Raw genomic sequence first — 19,318 nt, 5'->3', positions numbered from 1 at the left:
TTCCTCCTGGTCGGACCGCACAACCGATCCGTCAGACGCAGCCGGTCGGTTTTGGCAGGCCGGCGATCTTGCAGGCCTGCTTGGCCGGACCGTATGGAAACAGCGCGTACAGCGCCTTCTGGTCGCCCTTCTCCTTGCCGAACTTCTTGGTCATCTCCTTCACCAGGATCCGGACCGCAGGTGCGATCTGATATTCCTCGTAGTAATCACGCAGGAAGTTCACGACCTCCCAGTGATCGGCCGTCATGTCGATGTTTTCATTCTTGGCGATCAGATTGGCGAGGTCGGCATTCCATTGCCCAATGTCCTTGAGATAGCCTTCCTCGTCGTGCTCGGCGATCGTTCCGTTCATTTCGTAACCGCTCATTATTCCGCTCCTGAATGATCGACCTAATGTCAAAGCCACGCGCAAACGCGCGCGTTGGCGACGGCAAGATCGACAAAGCCGCCATAGTCCACCAGTGCAATTCCTTCCGCGAGATCGTCTGCCTTCATGCCGCGCGCCGCGAGATCCGGGGCGAGCACGGAGACGGTGCACGACGGCCGCGCGGCCTTGAGTACTTCGACGAACTTGCCGCCTCGGCGGGCGCCGACGACGGCGTCCTCCATCATCAGGACGCTGTCGCCCTCGGCGAGGTGATCAAGGCAGGACCGCAGCGACGAGCGCTCGTAGGGTGATTTGTTGACTGTGTGCAGCGTCGGCATTGCCTTCCTCAGAAGCTCAAGACTACATCCTGTTCGGCGATCAACCTGACCATTTCCGAACGATCGGCGACGAGGATCGACGGCTTTTCGGCGTAATCGTCCTCCTCGTCCTCAAAGCTGATCGGCATCAGATCCTCGACCGTAAGGCCGCGCTCGGCGAGCGACTCTCGTTCGACATAAAGTTTGCGAACTTCGTAATCACCCAGCGCCCGGTACGTTTTCGAGAAGTTCTTCACTCCGATCCCGGAAGTATCCTGTCCTGCCATCAACTGGTAGACGCCATCATCGATGAAGGCGAGGCTGACGTCCTGCTCGAAGGCCGCGCCGATGAGCACGACCTCGAGCGATTCCAGCGCATAGATCGTGCCGTGCGGCGCCCTGCGATTGATGTAGAGAAACTTCTTCCTCTTGCTCTGCCCGGTCATCGCGCGCTCCTCAGTCCCCGAAAACGACAAGGCGATCAGCCTGGATACCCGCCTCGATCAACTGCCCGAGACCCGAGATGCGGAAACCTGGCGCAATGTTGTCGCCATCCTTGCCCTGGCGTTTCGCCTCGTTGGCGTCGAGGATCCCGCGTCGCTGAGCCGCCGCAATGCAGACCACGAGATCCAGCTTGTGCGCCTCGGCAAGCTCGCTCCACTGACGTTGCAGGTTGCGGTCATCCTGCGGCGGCACCGTGAACCGCGTGCCGTTGTTGACGCCGTCGTGGTAGAAGAAGACACGCAAGATTTCGTGTCCCTTCTCCAGCGCCGCCCTCGCGAAACGATAGGCCGAATCCGAGGCCTGGTGCGTATAGGGCCCTTCGTTGACGACGATTCCGAAACGCAAATCCCGATCTCCTCTTGCCCGCAACATCGCCATCCAGGCGATCGCGCCGCCAACCTTCCTTCAGAAGCGCACGTGCGCCGACATGTTCATGGTCTTCCGCGAACCGGTCCACGTATCGAGGTGGTGCTTGGTGAACGCGAACCCGGTCAGTTCGAAGAACCGCGGCCAACCAATGCGCTCGATCCATTCGCCGAGGCGCTCGAAATCGCGACCGTGCTCCTTGTACGCGTACAGGATCTTGCGAACGACCTCCGTTACCTCAGGCCAGCGCGGCGGGTTATTCGGCAGGTTGGCGACCACCAGCTTGTGGAAGGTCGGCTTCGAGCGCGCATTGGAGTGCTTGCCGCCCACCCACACCGCGATCTTGGTAGAGTCCGCGCCGTTGATCTGCATCGGCGGGCACGGCGGATAGCAGGCACCGCAGCACACGCACTTCTTCTCATCGACTTCGAGGGACGGCTTACCGTCAACCATCGCCGGACGTATCGCAGCCACGGGACAGCGAGCCACCACCGCCGGACGCTCGCAGATCTTCGACACGAGATCGTGGTTGATCCGAGGCGGCTTGGTGTACTGAACGTTGATCGAGATGTCGCCCTGCCCGCCACAGTTGATCTGGCAGCATGACGTCGTGATTCGAACCCGGTTCGGCATTTCCTCGTGCGTGAACTCGTGGTGCATCATGTCCATCAGGCTCTTCACCACGCCCGACGCGTCGGTGCCCGGAATGTCGCAGTGCAGCCAGCCTTGCGTGTGGGAGATCATCGACACCGAATTGCCGGTGCCGCCAACCGGAAGTCCGGCCGCGTCCAGCGCGTCGATCAGCGGCTGCACCTTGTCCACCGAACTGACCATGAACTCGATGTTGCTGCGCGTCGTGAACCGGACGTGACCCTCCGCATACCGGTCGGCGATGTCGCAAAGCTTGCGGATCGTGAATACGTCCATCTGCCGCTGGGTGCCGGCGCGGACCGTCCAGATTTCGTCGCCGCCTTTGGCCACATGGTGCAGCACGCCGGGACGCAGGCGGTCATGCCACGCCCACGCGCCATAGTTCTTGCGCATCACCGGATGCATGTAGGGGAACGGATCCGGCACACCGGTCTCGTTCGGACGGCGCGGCTGAACAACGCTGCTCATGATGGCGACACTCCTTTGATCCTCCCAGTCAGCCCAGGCTCAAGCGGCAGTCCCGCCGCCTCAGCGCTACGCGCGCGTCAGTCCGCGGCGATGTTGAGGCCCGCTTCTCGTGCTTTGCGCTCGAAGTATTTCTCGGCCTCGTCCGTGAAATCGTCGGTGCGGACGTAGCATGAGGTGCGCGGATGGTTGACCATGTTCGGATCCGGATCGACGCCGATCGCCTCCAGGAAGGCTGGAAGGCCGATGCGGTCCATGGTCTCACCGATGCGCTCGTGCTCAAGGGCGTTATCGGCGAAGAAGTCGATCAGGCGTCGCGCGAATTCGACCAACGCCTGGTGGTCTTCGTCGGTCTGGAGCTTGATGAACGGGATGATCATGGTGCCCATCATGTCGCCGATCTTCAGGGCTCGCTTGCCACCGACCAGGATCGATGCGCCCTTGTCATCGCCGGGCGACAAGGCCTTGGTCATGACATTCAGGCAATGCATGCAGCGCACGCACGACTTGTTGTCGACTTCGAGCGTGTCGTCGTCGTTCAGGCTCAGAGCGCGCGTCGGGCACATCGCGATGACGTGGTCGATGGTGTATTTGCGGCCCGCCTTGGCGACGTACTTCTTCACCTCTTCCTGGTCGACCTTCATGTCGTCGCGCCATGTACCGATCACGGCGAAATCGGCGCGATGAATGGCGTTGACGCAGTCGTTGCCGCAGCCGGAAAACTTGAACTTGAACTTATAGGGCAGCGCCGGGCGATGCATCTCGTCGAGAAACTCGTTGATGACCGAGCGATGTGCCTTCACCTCGTCGTAGCAGGACTTTTCGCAGCGCGCATGGCCGACGCAACTCATCGAGGTCCGCAGCGCCGGTCCGGCGCCACCGAGATCGAAGCCGATCTCGTTGAACTCGTCGAATGCCTTCTGGACATTCTCCGTTGAGCAGCCCTGGAACATGATGTCGCCACTCTGGCCGTGGAGGGCGATCAGCCCGGAGCCGTATTTCTCCCAGATGTCGCAGAGCTGGCGCAGCAGGTCCGTGGTATAGTGATAGCCCGCGGGCGGCTGGACGCGCAGCGTGTGAAATTCCTTCGACTCGGGAAATTTGTCGGCGACTTCCGAGAAGCGAGGAATGACGCCACCACCGTATCCGAACACCGAGACGGTTCCGCCCTTCCAGTAGCCAAGTCTGTTCTCGTACGAATGCTCGAGCTGACCGAGCAGGTCGTTCATCATCGGTGCATACGGCTTGTCATCGGCGTCGCGCAGACGCTTCAACCCGCTGATAAAGCTGGGCCATGGACCGCTTTCGAGCTCGTCCAGCATAGGCGTCGGATGGCAGGATTTTGCCGGCGCGTTGCTGTCGGCGGCCCTATCGTGGTTGTCTTCGTGCGACATACTGCCTCCCCACTGCCGGCGCGGCGGTCGTTTCCGTTCCCTGGCCGGCTGTTGGAGGCTTGGCCCCGCTCAGTCGGCACTTCTCATTCTCGTTTGTCTGGACAAGAATAACACAAAATTTGAATATTGGAATACACTAATCGCGATCACGGTCAACCAGCCAATGAGGAGACCCGATCGCGATGGAGGAGCATCGAGGATGGCAACTGTTGCTGAAGTGCCAGGAGACCGCCTGCCCCACCCCCGCTGGTTAAGCTCGGCAAATGATCGCGACTACCGGCGCTGGCGCGACGCCAGGCTGGCCCGCTATCCGCTGCGGGTTGAAGAGCTCCTGGTCGAAATTCGCGACCCATTCCGGGTCACGCCGGCGGAACATGCCGCCATCATGAGCCGCTGCGATCGGGCAAACATGGCGCTTTACGCATTCGGTCTGATGAAACAGGATGAACTGCTGCTGCGGGCTGGCCTGCTTTCGCTGGGGGCAACCTTCGGGTTGCGCGCGATCGAAGATCATCGATCAGCCGGGACGGACGGCATCGTGCGCATCGAAGTGGTCAACGAGGGCGGACGCAACGGCTACATCCCCTACACCGACAGGCCGATCAGCTGGCATACCGACGGCTACTACAACTTTCATTCCCCACGCCGCTGCGTCGGCGCAATGTTGCTGCACTGCGCGCGAAGCGCAGAGCAAGGCGGCGAAAACCGTCTTCTCGACCCCGAGATCGCCTACATCAAGCTCCGCGATGACGATCCTGCGCACATTGGCGCCCTGATGCATCCCGCCGCCATGAGTATTCCGGAAAACGCAGAGGAGAGCGGCGCCATCCGGCCGGTCAACGTCGGACCGGTTTTCTTCGTTCATCCCTCGGGCGCGCTCGGAATGCGCTACACGGCGCGCAAGCGCAACATCCTCTGGCGTGACGACGAGCAAACCAGAAAGGCGGTTGCCGCGCTGGAGCGGATCCTCGACACCGATCCTCTCGTGCTCCGTATAAAGATGTCGCCGGGCCAAGGCATGATCTGCAACAATGTCCTGCATGATCGCAGCGGCTTTCGTTCCGCAGCGGATGAAGGTCGTCTGCTCTACAGGGTCCGTTACCATGGACGTATCTGCCGACCGGAGAACTAGCAAGAATGGTACAGATCAGCGATCTCATCATCAGCCACCCTGAGGTAACGACATTCGGCGAACTTGAGGAACTCGTGGTCGAAGCTGCCCGTGGCGGCGAAGTCCACCTCTATTTTGATATCAAGCCCGAGTATCCCGACACGCCCCGCAAATGGGAAGCGCAGCTCGAAGTCGCCTTCTATCGCGCGGAGCGGACCGTGAAATGAGCACTCCCAGAATCGAGACGATCGCGGCGCCGTACGGACGCGAGGTCTGGCTCACGGAAGTCGATTTCGAGAGCGGTATGCGGCTTCTGCGCGTGACGGTTCGCGAAGGCAGTCGATACACGATCCTGGAACTCGACCCTGCGACAGCTAGTCGCTGGGGCCAATCAATGATCAGCTGGGCTGCCGCCCAGACCAAGGACAGCCCATGATCGCGGATGTTCGCGGCATCACGCGTGCAGCAACCTCGACCAACTGCCGCTATGGGCGACGCGTTCGGGCGGGTGCATCAATCGATCCGACGCTCCGCGTGAGATCGACCGGCTGCACACCTCTCCTATCGGAGCTGCCCGTCGCTCGACCCGAGCACCAGATTCGGCAACATAATTCCGCATCAGCGTCGTCTCGCGTTGCCGCGGAATTTTCTGCTGCAATGCAGGGAAGGGACGCGTTCGCGTACAGACGATTCGACAAGATGCAAATAATCGAATATAGTGATGATATAAGAATGGGCGCGAGACAGCCGCCCGTCAAATAGGGGAGAGACGGCCGTGGCGGAAATCGTCATCATGGGCGCCGGACTTAGCGGCGTCATCATGGCTTACGAGATGAAAGACCAGATGCGACCGGAAGACAAGCTAACGGTCGTCACAAAGGATCCCATCTATCACTTCGTTCCTTCGAACCCGTGGGTCGCCGTCAACTGGCGAACGCGCGAAGCCGTCGAGGTCGACCTTGCGCCGACCTTCGGCAAACGAGGCATCGGATTCAAGCCTGTCCCGGTCAGCAAGGTCCTGCCCGACGAAAGCCGCCTCGAACTCGAGGACGGTTCGACGCTGCGTTACGACTATCTAATCATCGCGACCGGACCGGAACTCGCGTTTGACGAGGTCGAGGGACTTGGTCCGAACGGCTTCACCAATTCCATTTGTCACATCGATCACGCCGAGAAGGCTGCGGTGAACTTCGAGGCATTCTGCAACAACCCGAAGCCCATCGTGGTTGGCGCAGTGCAAGGCGCGTCATGTTTCGGTCCGGCCTACGAATACACTTTCATCCTGGATACCGAGCTGCGCCGCCGCAAGATCCGGGACCGCGTACCGATGACGTTCGTCACCGCCGAACCCTATATCGGCCATCTCGGTCTCGATGGCGTAGGTGACACCAAGGGCCTGCTCGAAGGCGAGATGCGCGAACACCATATCAAGTGGCTGACGAATTCGCGCGTCAAGCGGATCGAAGACGGCAAGATGACAGTCGAGGAGGTCGCCGAAGACGGATCCGTCAAGAAGACGCACGAACTTCCGTTCGGATTCTCGATGATGCTGCCGGCATTTCGCGGCATAGCGCCGTTGCGCGGCATCGAGGGCCTCGTTAATCCACGTGGCTTTGTCATCGTCGACAAGCACCAACAGAATCCGAAGTTCAAGAATGTCTTCTCGGTCGGCGTCTGTGTCGCCATTCCCCCCGTAGGACCCACCCCGGTTGCCTGCGGTGTGCCCAAGACCGGCTTCATGATCGAATCGATGGTTACGGCGACGGCGCTCAACATCGGCCAGATGCTTCGCGGCAAGGAGCCATCTCACCAGGGAACGTGGAATGCGGTCTGTCTCGCTGATTTCGGCGATTCGGGCGTCGCCTTCGTCGCGCAACCCCAAATCCCGCCTCGCAATATCAACTGGTCGTCGTCGGGGAAATGGGTTCACTCCGCCAAAGTCGGTTTCGAGAAGTACTTTCTGCGCAAGATGCGCAGAGGCACGAGCGAGCCATTCTACGAATCGGCTGCGCTCAGCATGATGGGCATCGCAAAGCTCAAAAAGGTTTCGACCGGTTGATGCGATTTGTACCACAGCGCATGCCCCTGGTCGGCAACGTCCGGGGGCCATTTCCGAGATTAGCATTACAGGGATTGAGACTCGGTCCCGCGGGAAGAACCGGAGAAGAGAATGTCTGATGCAGCGGCGGGCAGCGGCAATGCCAAGACGATGACGATCATCGTCACGAAGGGCACGCTCGACTGGGCGTATCCGCCCTTCATTCTTGGCACAACGGCCGCGGCGATGGGCGTCGAGGTGACGATGTTCTTCACCTTTTACGGGCTGGGATTGCTCAAGAAGAAGCTCGATCTGCAGATCTCTGCGCTCGGCAATCCGGCGATGAAGATGCCGATGATGGGCATGCACATGGGCATGCCCAACATTGTCGCCATGCTGCCCGGCGTCGATGCGGGCGCCTCGCTGATGATGAAAAACATGATCAAGAAGAAGGGCGTTGCCTCGATCGAGGAACTGCGGGATGCCGCTATCGAATCCGACGTCAAGATCATCGCCTGCCAGATGACGATGGACCTTTTCGAGTTCAACTCGGAAGACATGATCGACAATTTGTCGCTTGGCGGCGCCGCCACCTACATGGAAAAGGCGCTCAAGTCGGACATCAATCTCTTCATCTGAGCAGCGCGACGCCTCGCGCATTCAATCCAGCCGATATCTTCCACAGCAGGAGACTCTAATGGCCCATAAGTTGGTCGATGCTAAGGGGCTGAATTGCCCGCTCCCGATTCTGCGCGCAAAGAAGACGCTGAAGGAAGTGCCGGCGGGCGGCACGCTCGAAGTGCTCGCGACCGATCCTGGTTCAGTGGCGGATTTCGCATCCTTTTGCAGGATGACCGGAAATGAGCTCGTGGAGTCCACGTCCGAGGACGGTGTCTACCGGTTCCTGATCAGGCACACGGCTTGATCTCTCCCGCTTGGGGCGACGCTCGTTCGCGTCGTCTGGCCCTGCTGTGCCGCAAGGTGAAGGGCATCCAATACGACCAGACCGTAAAAGGTCGCAGTTCCTGCCTGCAGCTCAAAATGCCATTTCGTCGAGCCGCCGCCGCCACACCTGCAGGAGTCATGGCATGAGTTTTCTCGAAGTCGCGAGCACGGATCCAACTCAGTGATGATCGCCATGCCTAACGAAGTACGCCTCCTCGCGCGAAAGGGGGCTCGGCCCAAGCCGGATTTCCGCTCACCGCTTTTCGGAATAACTGACTGGTGGAGGCCTAAGTCTTTGATTAATTTGGTGGGCGCACCAGGGCTCGAACCTGGGACCCGCTGATTAAGAGTTGAAAACCAGCGCTTCGCTGCAATTTCTGAATCCGCGACGCACTACGACGAGGCTTGGGAGGTCCTTTGTTTATAGGGCTTTGTCGCATAGCGTCGCAGTTCGTCGAACCCAAACATCCAAACATCCCGGTTCGCCAAAACCGTTTGAAAACCGTTTTAATCCGCCCGCGTCCCATGGCCGACATTCGCATTGTTCTGAGCGATAAGACCATCGCTCAGCTACCCACCCCGAAGGACGGGGTCGTGTCCCCAGTGATGGTGTAGCTCGGTAGAGCAAAGTCGGCCGCACGCGCGCCCCCAGATAGCGCCGTAGCGGGCGGACGGCTTTGCGGTGGTCATCGATGATTCGCCGGTAGGGTCGGGTTGCTGACACCAACCTGATTCGAGGAACCACCGATGACCGATGAGATGATGAACCTGTGGCGCGATAGTCAGCCCTCCACTGGAGGTTTTTTTGTGTCTGGAAACGTCGACAACTCAACGATCGAAAAACCACAGCAGCGGCCCAAAGAGACTGCGCGCGAGCGAGCCGAGCGCATGGCCAGAGAGGACCCGCGCTGTAAGCCGGCCAGCAACGGCCGATCCTTCGTCATTTTTGGTGCTCAGCCGCCACGCCCTCGATCTGCCGACGAAGAAGCCTGAAGGCCAGAGCGCATCAGCGAACAGTTCTCTCGACAATCCCCAATCCTGGCATCCGCGCAGCGCGTTGGGTGGCCGCCGTATTGTTCAGTGTAGGCGCGGAACGCTGTTTGCCTCTTCCGCTTGTTCAACAGCAAGCCAAAACGCGCTGCTGATGTCGTCGCCCGACATATCCGGAAAATGATCGCAGACCCACTCAATGATCTCGCCGATCTTGAGATGCTTCAACCTCAACATCACAGCCGCGACTTCTTCGATGTGGTGTGTCTTGCGTGTCATCCGCCTTCCCCGTCCTGCTGGACGGATCAAGGCGGAGTACGATCACGCCGTCTCTCACACATGTTAAGCCGGGGAGATTATCTCAGGTCGACGCTGGTCGATCTCGCTCTCGAAAATTTTCGTTGGTATTGATGTAGTTCAATCGGTCTGCCTGCCGCGCAGCAATAGTGATCTGATCAACTTCCCAGCCAGTCAGCATCCCAAATTCCATCAGCCTGTCCGCAAGTGCAGTGACGACGCACCAATACCGCGTGAGCAGATTGCTCGCCTCGATGCGAGCCATTTCGATTCACGCATCGATGCTGGCGGGGTCCATCCCTGGCAAGAGCCACCGCGCAGACGCGATCGTGATAGTCCAGAGAGGGCTCGAAGCCCGACAGCCTTTCGCCTTCAGGACTTTCGACCGCGACCACTATCCGCTCAAGGGAGCGAACCACTTGTGTGGAGCCACCCGGCTGTCGCCGTGCTCCGGCATTATTGACAATGCGATCTCGCACTCAGCCTTCGTTTTGTCATCCTGCTCGGTCGCGAGCAGTGCATCGTCGGCATTCTCCGGAGTTACCGAACCGGCCACGTCCCCGTTCGACTGGATGGTGACCCGCTTAAGTGCGACGCCGTAGATCCGAGCCACTGTGGCATGCGCGGCTTCGTGAAGCTTAGCGCCCGGTCCGAAATGGGTCACTGCGAACGGATCGGCGGTGTCGAATAGTTTGTTCGTGCGCGAGGCTCGCAGGAGATCTATATAGGATGCTACTGCTAATCCGGCAAAGCTTGCGGAGGTTCCGGATGAAAGCCTTCTTGCTCGCCTGCGTTGCGGCTGTCGCGATCGCCGCAGCTTCCGTTGCGGTGCTCAACAGCATGCAGGAGCCCGTCGAGCAGGCCTTTGCGACGACGGGCGTACGTTTATAGAGAACAGGCAACCAGGTCGCGGCCGGCGCTACTCCGCCGGCGCGGCAGAGTGGCGGGGTTGCGGCTGGCTGTCATTGGGACCGGTGCGCGCCATTTGCTCGTCCAGCCACAGGCTGTGGTGCTCGCGGGCCCAGTTGACGTCCACCTCGCCGGAGCCCATCGCCTCAAAGGCGCCCTCCATGCCGATCGTGCCCATATAAATGTGCGCGACCATCGCGGCGACAAACAGCACCGCAACGACCGAGTGGATGATGTGGGCCAGCTGCATCCCTTCGATCCCGGTCAGATAGAACGGAAACATCAATCCGTAGCCCGTCGCGGCGACCAGCGCGCCGCCGATCACGACGATCCAGTAGATCGCCTTCTGGCCGGCATTGAATCGATAGGCCGGAGGTTGATCATGGCCAACGATACCGCCTCCCCGTTTGAGCCATTCAACGTCCACCTTATTGGGGATGTTGCCGGCGATCCACATCAGAAAGATCAGCACGACCCCAATGGTGAACGGGAAGCTCAGGTAAATATGGGCGTACTTGGCCCATTGCGACCATTCGGAGAATGCCTCGAAACTGATCAACGGTAAGAGCAGCGGCCGGCCGAAGGTGATGTTCAGGCCCGAGATCGCCAGAATGATGAAGCAAGTCGCCGTCATCCAGTGCACGAACCGCTCGAAGGCATTGAAACGCACGAGGGTGCGGCCGGAGCGTCCGCTTTCGAGTCGCACCATGCCGCGGGTGAGATAGAAGATCACGAGCACGGCCAGCATGCCAACGATGGCAACGCCGCCGATCCAGCGCAGCGTGACGTTATGGAACGCTCGCCAATCGCGCCCCTGCGGCTGCTCGAGAACGCCGGAGCGCTGATCGGGGATACTGACGCGCCCCTCAATCCGGTTCAGCTCCTGCAAGAGCTGCTGCTCCTTGACCGCGCTCGCGGTCGGATTCACCTGCTGGGCGGTTGACGGCACCGGCGGTGCCAGGACCAGCAGCAGAAGAATCCATGTGCCGACAGCGAGGCGAAGGACTCTTGCTGGGAACGCCATGAACTCCTCCCGATTGTGACGCGATCCTGGCGGCTCTTACGATTCGATCGTCTCGCGATAGGCGGTCTTCCAGCCCCACGCACCCGAGCCGTAGCCGCGTTTCATCACACGCTCCTTGTAGATTTGCGCGATGATCTCACCATCACCGGCCAGCAGCGACTTGGTCGAGCACATCTCGGCGCAGAGCGGCAGCTTTCCTTCGGCGAGGCGGTTCGCACCGTACTTCTCCCATTCCTCCTTGCTGCCATCGGCTTCGGGACCGCCGGCACAGAAGGTGCACTTGTCCATCTTGCCGCGCGAGCCGAAATTGCCGACCTTCGGATATTGCGGCGCGCCGAACGGACAGGCGTAGAAGCAATAACCGCAACCGATGCAGAGGTCCTTGGAGTGCAGCACGACGCCATCGGCCGTAGTGTAGAAGCAGTTCACAGGACACACGGCGGCGCAGGGCGCATCGGTGCAATGCATGCAGGCCATCGAGACCGAACGCTCGCCCGGCTTGCCGTCGGCGATGGTAACGACACGACGCCGGTTGATGCCCCAGGGCACCTCGTGCTCGTTCTTGCAGGCGGTGACGCAGGCGTTGCACTCGATGCAACGGTCGGCGTCGCAGAGGAATTTCATACGTGCCATCGTCGTTGCTCCTATGCCGCCGCGATCTGGCAGAGAGTGACCTTGGGCTCCTGCATGCCCGTCGCAGGATCGTATCCGTAGGTGGTGATCGTGTTCGCGCTTTCGCCGAGAACGATGGGATCGGTGCCCTTGGGGTAGTTGCCGCGAAGATCCTTGCCCGCGAACCAGCCGCCGAAATGGAACGGCATCCAGGCGACGCCCTTGCCAACACGCTCGGTCACCAGCGCTTTCATCCTCGCCCTGGAACTATTCTCGGCGCCCGTGACCCAGACCCAGCCGCCGTCTTTGATGCCGCGCTCAGTGGCATCGGCAGGATTGATTTCGATGAACATGTCCTGTTGCAGCTCGGCGAGCCAGGGATTGGTCCGGGTCTCCTCGCCGCCGCCCTCATATTCGACGAGGCGGCCCGAGGAGAGAATGAGCGGAAACTGCTTTGCAATTCCCTTTTCCACGGCGGCCTTCTGAACGGAGAAGCCGATGTTCGGCAGGCGGAACTGCTTGGCGTCCGGCAACGTCGGATATTTCGAGACGAGATCAACCCGCGGCGTGTAGATCGGCTCGCGGTGCACCGGAATCGGGTCGGGCAAGCCGAAGGCGTTCATGCGCGCCTTGCCATTGCCGTAGGGTACGCAGCCATGCATCAGCGCGACGCGCTGAATGCCGCCGGAGAGGTCAAGCGACCAGGACACCGCGTCGGGATTGGCGGAATTGACCTTGTTGATGGTGGCCATTTCAGGCTCGGTCAAATCCTTGTCCCAGCCGAGCTTCTTAAGGCTTGCCAGTGTGAACTCCGGATAGCCGTCCGTGATCTCGGAATCCTTTGAGTAGGAGCCCTCCGCCAACAGGTTAACCTTGCGCGTCGTGCCATCGGGAAGCTTCTCCTCGCGCTCGATGCCGAAACGCGGACGGAAGGTGCCGCCGCCATCCATCACCGCGAGAGTGGTGTTGTAGAGCAGCGGCGTACCGGGATGCTTGACTTCCGGCGAGCCCCAGCACGGCCACGGCAGCCCATAATAGTCGCCGCCGACTTCAGGATCGTCCTTGGGCGCCCGCGTCGTCAGCATGTCGAACTTCGCCTGGTTCTTCATATGCGCCTTGAGGCGCTCGGGCGATTGTCCGCAATAGCCGGTCGACCAGCTGCCGCGGTTCATCTCGCGCAGGATATCCTCCGCTTCCGGAAGCTTGTTCTCGACCTTGATGTTCTTGAACATCTTGTCGGCAAGGCCGAGCTTCTCGGCGACGAGATACATGATCTCGAGATCGTCCTTCGATTCGAACACCGGCTTCACGATCTGCTCGCCCCACTGCAGCGAGCGGTTCGACGCAACGCGCGAACCCTTGCATTCGAATTGGGTGGCGACCGGAAGAATGTAGACGCCATCCTTGCGTCCTGACTCCACGGCGAGCGAGGCCCAGGTGGTCGGGTGCGGGTCGGCAATGACTAGCAGTTCGAGCGCCTTCAGACCTTTGAGAGATTCCGGAATGCGGGTGATGCTGTTGCTGGCGTGTCCCTGCACGAATACCGCCCGCACATTGTCTTTCTGCGCGACCTGGTCTTTCGGCAGTATCACCGCGTCGAACCAGCGGGTGAGCGGGATGCCGGGCGTTTCCATGATCTGCTTGGAGTCGAAGCGCGACTTCAAAAATTCATAGTCGACTTCCCAAACCCGCGACCAGTGCTTCCAGGCGCCTTCGGCGAGGCCGTAATAGAACGGCAGGGTCACGATATCGAGCCCGACGTCGGTCGCTCCCTGCACGTTGTCATGACCACGGAAGATATTTGCGCCCGTGCCGGGCCTGCCGACGTTTCCGGTGAGGAGCAGTGCAATGCAACTCGCCCGCACGTTGGCGGTGCCGACGGTCTTCTGGGTCTGGCCCATCGCCCAGATCAGCGTCGCCGGCTTCTCTGTCGCAAGCATCTTGGCAACGCGCTTGAGCTGTTCGCCGGGAACGCCGCTGACGCGCTCGACCTCTTCCGGATTCCACTTCTCCACTTCCTTGCGGAGATCGTCGAAACCGTACACCCGCTGCTTGATGAACTCCTTGTCCTCCCAGCCGTTCTGGAGGATGTGCCACATCATGCCGTACAGCACCGGAATGTCAGTGCCCGGCCGCATGCGCACATATTCAGTCGCGTGCGCGGCCGTGCGCGTCAGGCGGGGGTCGATGACGACAAAGTTGGCTTTTTGGACCTCCTTGCCCTCGAGCAGATGCTGCAACGAAACCGGATGCGCCTCGGCCGGATTGCCGCCCATGATGATCTGGGTCTTGGCATTGCGAATATCGTTGAAGCTGTTGGTCATCGCGCCGTAGCCCCAGGTGTTGGCTACGCCGGTGACCGTCGTCGAATGGCAGATGCGCGCCTGATGGTCCGTGTTGTTGGTGCCCCAGAGCGCGCCGAGCTTGCGGAAGAGGTAAGCACCCTCGTTCGTCATCTTGGCTGATCCGAGCCAATAGACAGAATCGGGGCCCGATTTCTCGCGAACCTGGAGCAGCTTGTCGCCGATCTCGTTGATAGCCGTGTCCCATGACACGCGGGTCCATTGCCCGTTCACGAGCTTCATCGGATAGCGCAGGCGCCGCTCGCTGTGCACGAGTTCGCGCACCGAGGCGCCCTTCGCGCAATGCGAGCCGCGATTGATCGGCGAATCCCAGCTCGGCTCCTGTCCAATCCACACCCCGTTCAGCACTTCCGCGGTCACCGTGCAGCCGACTGCGCAATGGGTGCAGATGCTCTTTTTGATGATGGCGCCCGCGGTCAGCGGGCCTGTCGTGACCGCTTCCGCCTTTCGCACACCAGCGACTGGGATGCTGCTGAGCGCAGCGAGCGCGCCGCCGGCAAGACCGGATCTGCGCAGGAAGGTGCGGCGATCCAGGCCGGATGCCTGGCCAGAAAGAGACTCCGCGATGGATCCGCGACGATCGGAGCCGGACGGCTGATGTGATCTCTTGATAAGCACGGCCGCCTCCCTCTCACTCCGGATAGCGATTGACGCGATAGAATTTCCTGACGTGCTCGGATTCCTGGTAGCGTGCTTTGCGCTTCTCGTCGTTGCTCTCGCTGTCGGCTTGTGCCGATCCGACCAGCGGGGTGGCTAGCGTCGCGCCGGCGCCGACCGTACCGATGCCGACTTTACGAAGGAAATCGCGGCGCCCGACTGTAGCTCTCTGCTTGTCACTCATCGCATTGCTCCCGAACCAACGCCCATTGGTCAGTTAGCGAACGTAAATGCCTCACGTTCGATCTCGATGAACAGGCGGCCGAGCGTACCGACCGACCGATAGAACTTCGCGCTTTCCGCACGCTCCATGTCGCCGAACAGACTCCCCATCCAGGGCAAGACATGTTTTTCGAAGAAGGCGCGCTGCGCCTCCGCAGCGGCATCGAACCGATTGTCGGCGAAACATGCCATGATCTCACACAGGGTGGCCGCGTGATCTTCGGGTTCGCAATTATGCTCCGCACGCTCGATGCCGAGCGCCGCGAGGTCTGCGCGCAGGCGCGAGAGCGGCCGCTCGTTGAGGAACCCAGTTAGATAGTAGGACGCGTAGGGCAGCAACTCGCCGCGCCCAAGCCCGACGAACAGATCGAAATATTCGCGTTCGACCTGCGCTGCGACTGCGCGAGATGCAGCTTCCGCCAGCGCAGCATGAGCGCGTCCAAGCACCGTCGCATCTCCATTCAATGCAGCGAGTTGATCCAATAACTGCTTCGATGGTGCTGCGGATAGCAGGGTCGCGAGCAGCGCGTATTCCCGCGCACGCGCTGCGTCGACCGGATCAACGGTCTGCTCTGACACGGCTTGCCCGCAGAAGAGATCGGGCCGCAACTCCGCGCGCGGAACGCCGGTTGCGGCTTCGACCGCAATCACCCGCTGTGCGGGCACCTTGCGCCAACTCGATACCGAAGGCTGGCTAATGCCGATCTTGCGCGCAAGCCGGGCCACGCCGCCCGCGGCGTTAATGGCACGATCAAGGCCCTCACCACGCATGTGGACCTCCATCCCCCCAAAGTCCCCAGCGCCTTATTCTCTTTAGTTGTTGATTTTTGCTTTTTGCAACAAGGGACTGGCGAAGCCTAGACTTGATCCCGCGCGCGGTCAATTGACCGATATAGTCCGAGGCTATCGGCCTTTTGTCGCAGAGTCAGCGAGGCAATGCACCACCATGTGTGCGGTGCCGAACGGCACCGCCTTCACGTTCGGCTTTCTCGGTCGCGAGCGGTTGCGATGCAACAGCCGCGGGACTGGGCTCGACCAACGCCGACTGCCCTCCCACCTCTGCGACCGCTGCCGCTTGCATTCGACCGTGATCTGCCGTGGAACCAGCGGAGTCTTCGACCTCAACGGATGTCTCCGGCAGATATTCGGCAGCTTTCCGTACCGCACCGACAACACGGTCAACCAGCGCCTCAAGTTCAGCCGGCGAGCTGTCCAGCGGCCCGAAACCGGGCATCGCGTTCGGATCGTTGAAGTCCCAAGCGTTCTCCGCCAGGCCCACGAAGTCGCGGATGGCAGGATCGGAAACCCATGCACGGCGAAGCGCCGCACGCGTCAACTCCTGCGGAACCCCTTTGCGCAGGAATGCAGTCACATCGGTTGTGGCTGTGATCGAACCGATCGGCGGTAAGCTCGACAGATCGAATTCGGGCGCGCCTGTTTCGGCCCTGGGCGCCGATGCCGGCGATGGCGCGTCGCCGGGTTCTGCTGTTTGTGCAGAAGCGACGTTGGCCCTTGCCTCGCGCTTGCGACGAAACCAGCGTGCAAGGAATTCTTCCTCGCTCATTCGTGCCCGCCTTCTTGGTGGCGGCGCGACAGCGCCTCAGGGTCGGCGCGGCGCCGCTTGCGCTTGACGAATTCCTCTTCGACATGGTGCTCGGCGACGAAGTTTTCAATTGCGTCCCGGAGCGCCTCGGGCATCAGCACCGCTTCGACCAGATTGGCGCCGGCTTCGGTGAACGCCTCGCCTTCCGCGGGATCGGCGGTGGCGGCAGCCACGGAATAAGGACGGGCGCCTTCCGCGGGAGACAAGACGATCCAGATGCTCGGAGTACCGGAGGCGAGATTGTCGCGGTAGCGCGCGGTCTCGGACGGATAGAGGTCGACCGTCGCACTTCCGGCATAGAAGAGAGTGGTCCCGTCCTGCTCGCGAAGGACGGTCCAGGGCTCCGTTTCCGGTTCATCCGGCAGGACGGCTACACCGCGCCAGACGAAATCGACCCATTGCGAGTCAGCCTTGCGCCGTTCGACTACAATGCCGACCGGGATGCGTAGTAATGGCAGCACAGCAGGACTCACGTCACCGCCTCCAGATGCTTGATCGGCAGCCCCGTCAAGAGATTCTGCGGCTTCATCCGGAGCTTCTGATCCGACATCATCGCCAGGATCAGATAGACCGGTTCTCCCCGCAGATCTTCGATCGCGAGGCTTGTGTCCGCAAAGGTCAAACGAAACAGCGCGAGCACGCGCCCCGCGCTGCGCTCGTCAAGCTCTTCGCCGCGCCAAAGCCGATCACCTATTGTAGTGGCATCGGCGTCGAGCCCAATATACCAGCTGAGCCTGGCATCGCGCAGCTCGCGCAACGGCTCGATGGTGACGTCGATCCCTAGCAGGTGGGAAATCCAGCGGGTCATCGCCTGCGCCAACGCGCTCGGCCCGCGGCCGCCTGCGGTGAGATCGAGCGCCGTATCGAAATAATCGCTCCGTTGCCAATAGCTCTCGGCATTATCCTCGTTCACCACGTCAACCTGGGCCTCGGTCGCAGCTCCCAGCATCGACATCAGCGAGAGCACTGGGGTGGGGTTGCGCCCGCCCGCGACCTCTTCGTCGCCCAGCAGCAATGCCTGTTCGTGCGGCAGGATCCGCTGCGGCCGGAAAAATAGTTCGGCCGCGCGCAGCACGAACGGGTCCTCACAGCCATCGAGGGCGTTTCGCAGGATCACGTGCACGAGCTGGTTGACAAAGAGCGGCGGCAGATCGTTTGCCCCCGAACGGACCAGCATCCGATAGGCGGCTTCCAGTGTTGGATGGCGCAACAGGAGATCGCGAAACGCCAGCACGAATTGCCAGTTCTCGCGGGCATCGGCATCAGCAATTTCCGCGATTTCATCCGCGCCGACCGCTCGGCGAGGATGGGCGAGCATCTCGCGGTGCAGCCGGCGTTCGACCGCACAGGCGTCCTCCGGCGGCATCAATTCAGGTCGCGCGAAATAGGCCTTCAGGAATTCGTCGGTGATGACAAGCCCGCCGTTCGCGCTGCGATCGAGCAGATGATGGCCGCAAGCGATCCAGAAGTCCTTCATGGCCGGCGCGGCTCCTGGCTCATATCTGCAAGCTTGAAATCGCCCTCTGGCTCGGTGTCATCCTCCACTTCCATGAACGAGAACGCCTTGCTGTGACCACCCTGCCCTTCCCGCAGTTGCAGTCTGCGGAATGACTCGCGGATCTCGCCATCGTTCACCGAGCGGTGGACCGCAACGAGTGTACTGACGGGATGCGTGCACAGCGATTGCGCAAACGCAACCTCCTCTTCCGCCGCAGTCCTCGCGATTGCAATATCCGGAGCGCCGAAACGGTCGACAAGTTGCCTGGCAAGCAATTCCACCAACATCCGCCGATCAGCCTCGGTCGCCGGGACGATTTGCACCAACGTCGACCATCCCCAGGATTGCACCCCGAGGAAGCCGCTGCGAAAGGCCGTGCGTTCCCTTCCGCTCAGCTTTGCCGCATTGCAATCGTAGAACCGGAACCCGCCGGAGACTGCCCACTCGCCGGGTTCAGCCGGCACCTCGAAGACGAAGGTGTCCGATGGATCAAGCGCGATGGTACGCAACAGCTTCACAGGCGCGGTCCTCCGAGCTTCGGGTCGAGCCAGGACGGCACAGCCAGGGCTTCGACCAACTTACGTCGGCTGATCTCCTCGGTTCCGACCCGGCGCGAGAGCAGATCGCCATTGTCGCCGATCTGTTGCAGGGTCTGACGTTCACGTGAAAGCCTGGCCAGATATTCGCGCGCGACGCTGTCAAAGCCGTCGATCTGCCAGCCGTCGATTGCCCGCATCAGGTGCCTGGCAAAGCTTTCCGTCACCTGGATGGCGCCCGCCTCGCCAAACCCCTCCTGGTCCAGCGCGGAAGCGAGCGGATGAACACCGGGTTCGTGGTCAGTCATCGCGACTGTCCGGATCATGGCGCCAAATACGAGCCATGGGGGCGGCTCGTCCTCGCTTGCCGATGAAGGCCAGCCGAGCCGGCCGCCTCCGACCAATCCGCCGTCGACTCTGACTGCATCTGGCCAATTGATCGCGACCTG

Annotated in this window: 27 protein-coding genes; 8 read left to right on the top strand and 19 right to left on the bottom strand. The window is 61.0% G+C overall.

The window, feature by feature from the left end; all coding sequences use genetic code 11:
- Window positions 1-31: 31 nt before the first annotated feature.
- The 6 genes from HY852_RS16175 to dsrA form a co-directional block, all read right to left on the bottom strand.
- On the bottom strand, window positions 32-367 hold the full coding sequence (locus HY852_RS16175; protein ID WP_291605778.1) for a TusE/DsrC/DsvC family sulfur relay protein: 336 nt from the start codon (window positions 365-367) through the stop codon (window positions 32-34).
- Between the two features lie 29 nt (window positions 368-396).
- Window positions 397-705 (bottom strand): sulfurtransferase complex subunit TusB, encoded by a 309-nt coding sequence (tusB, locus tag HY852_RS16170; protein ID WP_291605777.1) that lies wholly within the window; start codon window positions 703-705, stop codon window positions 397-399.
- An 8-nt stretch (window positions 706-713) separates the two neighbouring features.
- A complete protein-coding gene (gene tusC, locus HY852_RS16165; protein ID WP_291605776.1) occupies window positions 714-1,130 on the bottom strand; it encodes a sulfurtransferase complex subunit TusC in 417 nt (138 codons plus the stop codon).
- A gap of 10 nt (window positions 1,131-1,140) precedes the next feature.
- On the bottom strand, window positions 1,141-1,533 hold the full coding sequence (tusD, locus tag HY852_RS16160; protein WP_291605775.1) for a sulfurtransferase complex subunit TusD: 393 nt from the start codon (window positions 1,531-1,533) through the stop codon (window positions 1,141-1,143).
- Window positions 1,534-1,593: 60 nt separating this feature from the next.
- A complete protein-coding gene (gene dsrB / locus HY852_RS16155; RefSeq protein WP_291605774.1) occupies window positions 1,594-2,673 on the bottom strand; it encodes a dissimilatory-type sulfite reductase subunit beta in 1,080 nt (359 codons plus the stop codon).
- Window positions 2,674-2,750: 77 nt separating this feature from the next.
- Complete coding sequence (dsrA, locus tag HY852_RS16150) at window positions 2,751-4,064, bottom strand: dissimilatory-type sulfite reductase subunit alpha (protein WP_291605773.1); 1,314 nt, start codon at window positions 4,062-4,064, stop codon at window positions 2,751-2,753.
- Between dsrA and HY852_RS16145 the strand changes: the two genes are divergently transcribed.
- The 7 genes from HY852_RS16145 to HY852_RS16115 all read left to right on the top strand — a co-directional run bounded on the left by HY852_RS16145 (window position 4,024) and on the right by HY852_RS16115 (window position 9,151).
- Entirely contained in the window at window positions 4,024-5,196 is a 1,173-nt protein-coding gene (locus HY852_RS16145) for a TauD/TfdA family dioxygenase (protein ID WP_291605772.1), read from the top strand. The genes dsrA and HY852_RS16145 overlap by 41 nt on opposite strands.
- A 5-nt stretch (window positions 5,197-5,201) precedes the next feature.
- On the top strand, window positions 5,202-5,402 hold the full coding sequence (locus HY852_RS16140; protein ID WP_291605771.1) for a sulfur relay protein DsrC: 201 nt from the start codon (window positions 5,202-5,204) through the stop codon (window positions 5,400-5,402).
- The gene (locus HY852_RS16135) at window positions 5,399-5,611 is read left to right on the top strand and encodes a hypothetical protein (RefSeq protein ID WP_291605770.1); all 213 of its coding nucleotides are present in this window, start codon (window positions 5,399-5,401) and stop codon (window positions 5,609-5,611) included. The genes HY852_RS16140 and HY852_RS16135 overlap by 4 nt, the downstream gene beginning before the upstream one ends.
- Window positions 5,612-5,950: 339 nt before the next feature.
- Window positions 5,951-7,234: an FAD/NAD(P)-binding oxidoreductase gene (locus tag HY852_RS16130; RefSeq protein WP_291605769.1), complete on the top strand. Its 1,284-nt coding sequence runs from the start codon at window positions 5,951-5,953 to the stop codon at window positions 7,232-7,234.
- A 111-nt stretch (window positions 7,235-7,345) separates the two neighbouring features.
- Window positions 7,346-7,852 (top strand): DsrE/DsrF/DrsH-like family protein, encoded by a 507-nt coding sequence (locus HY852_RS16125; RefSeq protein WP_291605768.1) that lies wholly within the window; start codon window positions 7,346-7,348, stop codon window positions 7,850-7,852.
- Between the two features lie 58 nt (window positions 7,853-7,910).
- Window positions 7,911-8,138 (top strand): sulfurtransferase TusA family protein, encoded by a 228-nt coding sequence (locus HY852_RS16120; RefSeq protein WP_291605767.1) that lies wholly within the window; start codon window positions 7,911-7,913, stop codon window positions 8,136-8,138.
- Between the two features lie 767 nt (window positions 8,139-8,905).
- Window positions 8,906-9,151, top strand: a complete 246-nt coding sequence (locus HY852_RS16115; RefSeq protein ID WP_291605766.1) for a hypothetical protein — start codon at window positions 8,906-8,908, stop codon at window positions 9,149-9,151.
- An 84-nt stretch (window positions 9,152-9,235) separates the two neighbouring features.
- Here the strand turns inward: HY852_RS16115 and HY852_RS16110 are convergent, their stop codons facing one another.
- From HY852_RS16110 to HY852_RS16100, 3 genes are all read right to left on the bottom strand, one after another.
- Window positions 9,236-9,427, bottom strand: a complete 192-nt coding sequence (locus HY852_RS16110; protein WP_291605765.1) for a hypothetical protein — start codon at window positions 9,425-9,427, stop codon at window positions 9,236-9,238.
- Window positions 9,428-9,509: 82 nt separating this feature from the next.
- Window positions 9,510-9,710: a hypothetical protein gene (locus HY852_RS16105; protein WP_291605764.1), complete on the bottom strand. Its 201-nt coding sequence runs from the start codon at window positions 9,708-9,710 to the stop codon at window positions 9,510-9,512.
- A gap of 129 nt (window positions 9,711-9,839) precedes the next feature.
- Entirely contained in the window at window positions 9,840-10,058 is a 219-nt protein-coding gene (locus HY852_RS16100; protein WP_291605763.1) for a hypothetical protein, read from the bottom strand.
- A 155-nt stretch (window positions 10,059-10,213) separates the two neighbouring features.
- Between HY852_RS16100 and HY852_RS16095 the strand changes: the two genes are divergently transcribed.
- Window positions 10,214-10,336, top strand: coding sequence for a hypothetical protein (locus tag HY852_RS16095; protein WP_291605762.1), 123 nt, complete (start codon window positions 10,214-10,216; stop codon window positions 10,334-10,336).
- 28 nt (window positions 10,337-10,364) lie between these two features.
- Here HY852_RS16095 and HY852_RS16090 read toward each other — a convergent pair whose 3' ends face one another.
- The 10 genes from HY852_RS16090 to HY852_RS16045 all read right to left on the bottom strand — a co-directional run.
- Window positions 10,365-11,378 carry a formate dehydrogenase subunit gamma gene (locus tag HY852_RS16090; RefSeq protein WP_291605761.1) on the bottom strand — a complete coding sequence of 338 codons (1,014 nt, stop codon included), beginning with the start codon at window positions 11,376-11,378 and terminating at the stop codon, window positions 10,365-10,367.
- Window positions 11,379-11,414: 36 nt separating this feature from the next.
- Window positions 11,415-12,011, bottom strand: a complete 597-nt coding sequence (gene fdh3B, locus HY852_RS16085) for a formate dehydrogenase FDH3 subunit beta (protein ID WP_291605760.1) — start codon at window positions 12,009-12,011, stop codon at window positions 11,415-11,417.
- Between the two features lie 11 nt (window positions 12,012-12,022).
- A complete protein-coding gene (locus HY852_RS16080; protein ID WP_291605759.1) occupies window positions 12,023-14,971 on the bottom strand; it encodes a formate dehydrogenase subunit alpha in 2,949 nt (982 codons plus the stop codon).
- 13 nt (window positions 14,972-14,984) lie between these two features.
- Window positions 14,985-15,194: a twin-arginine translocation signal domain-containing protein gene (locus HY852_RS16075; protein WP_291605758.1), complete on the bottom strand. Its 210-nt coding sequence runs from the start codon at window positions 15,192-15,194 to the stop codon at window positions 14,985-14,987.
- A 29-nt stretch (window positions 15,195-15,223) separates the two neighbouring features.
- The gene (locus HY852_RS16070) at window positions 15,224-16,003 is read right to left on the bottom strand and encodes a molecular chaperone TorD family protein (RefSeq protein WP_291605757.1); all 780 of its coding nucleotides are present in this window, start codon (window positions 16,001-16,003) and stop codon (window positions 15,224-15,226) included.
- A gap of 154 nt (window positions 16,004-16,157) precedes the next feature.
- Window positions 16,158-16,796, bottom strand: coding sequence for a DUF3306 domain-containing protein (locus HY852_RS16065; RefSeq protein ID WP_291605756.1), 639 nt, complete (start codon window positions 16,794-16,796; stop codon window positions 16,158-16,160).
- Window positions 16,793-17,308: a DUF3305 domain-containing protein gene (locus HY852_RS16060; RefSeq protein WP_291605755.1), complete on the bottom strand. Its 516-nt coding sequence runs from the start codon at window positions 17,306-17,308 to the stop codon at window positions 16,793-16,795. The genes HY852_RS16065 and HY852_RS16060 overlap by 4 nt, the downstream gene beginning before the upstream one ends.
- A complete protein-coding gene (locus tag HY852_RS16055) occupies window positions 17,305-18,312 on the bottom strand; it encodes a DUF6352 family protein (RefSeq protein ID WP_291605754.1) in 1,008 nt (335 codons plus the stop codon). Before HY852_RS16055 ends, HY852_RS16060 begins: the two co-directional genes overlap by 4 nt.
- A complete protein-coding gene (locus HY852_RS16050) occupies window positions 18,309-18,851 on the bottom strand; it encodes a DUF6505 family protein (protein WP_291605753.1) in 543 nt (180 codons plus the stop codon). Before HY852_RS16050 ends, HY852_RS16055 begins: the two co-directional genes overlap by 4 nt.
- Window positions 18,848-19,318, bottom strand: a 471-nt coding sequence (locus tag HY852_RS16045; protein WP_291605752.1) for a biotin/lipoate--protein ligase family protein, incomplete at its 5' end; no start/stop codon positions are given. The genes HY852_RS16045 and HY852_RS16050, both read right to left, overlap by 4 nt.

The organism is Bradyrhizobium sp. (assembly GCF_016213215.1).
Taxonomy (GTDB): Bacteria; Pseudomonadota; Alphaproteobacteria; order Rhizobiales; family Xanthobacteraceae; genus Bradyrhizobium.
Note: the sequence above shows the minus strand (reverse complement) of the source record. Positions and strands in the feature narration are given on the sequence as shown.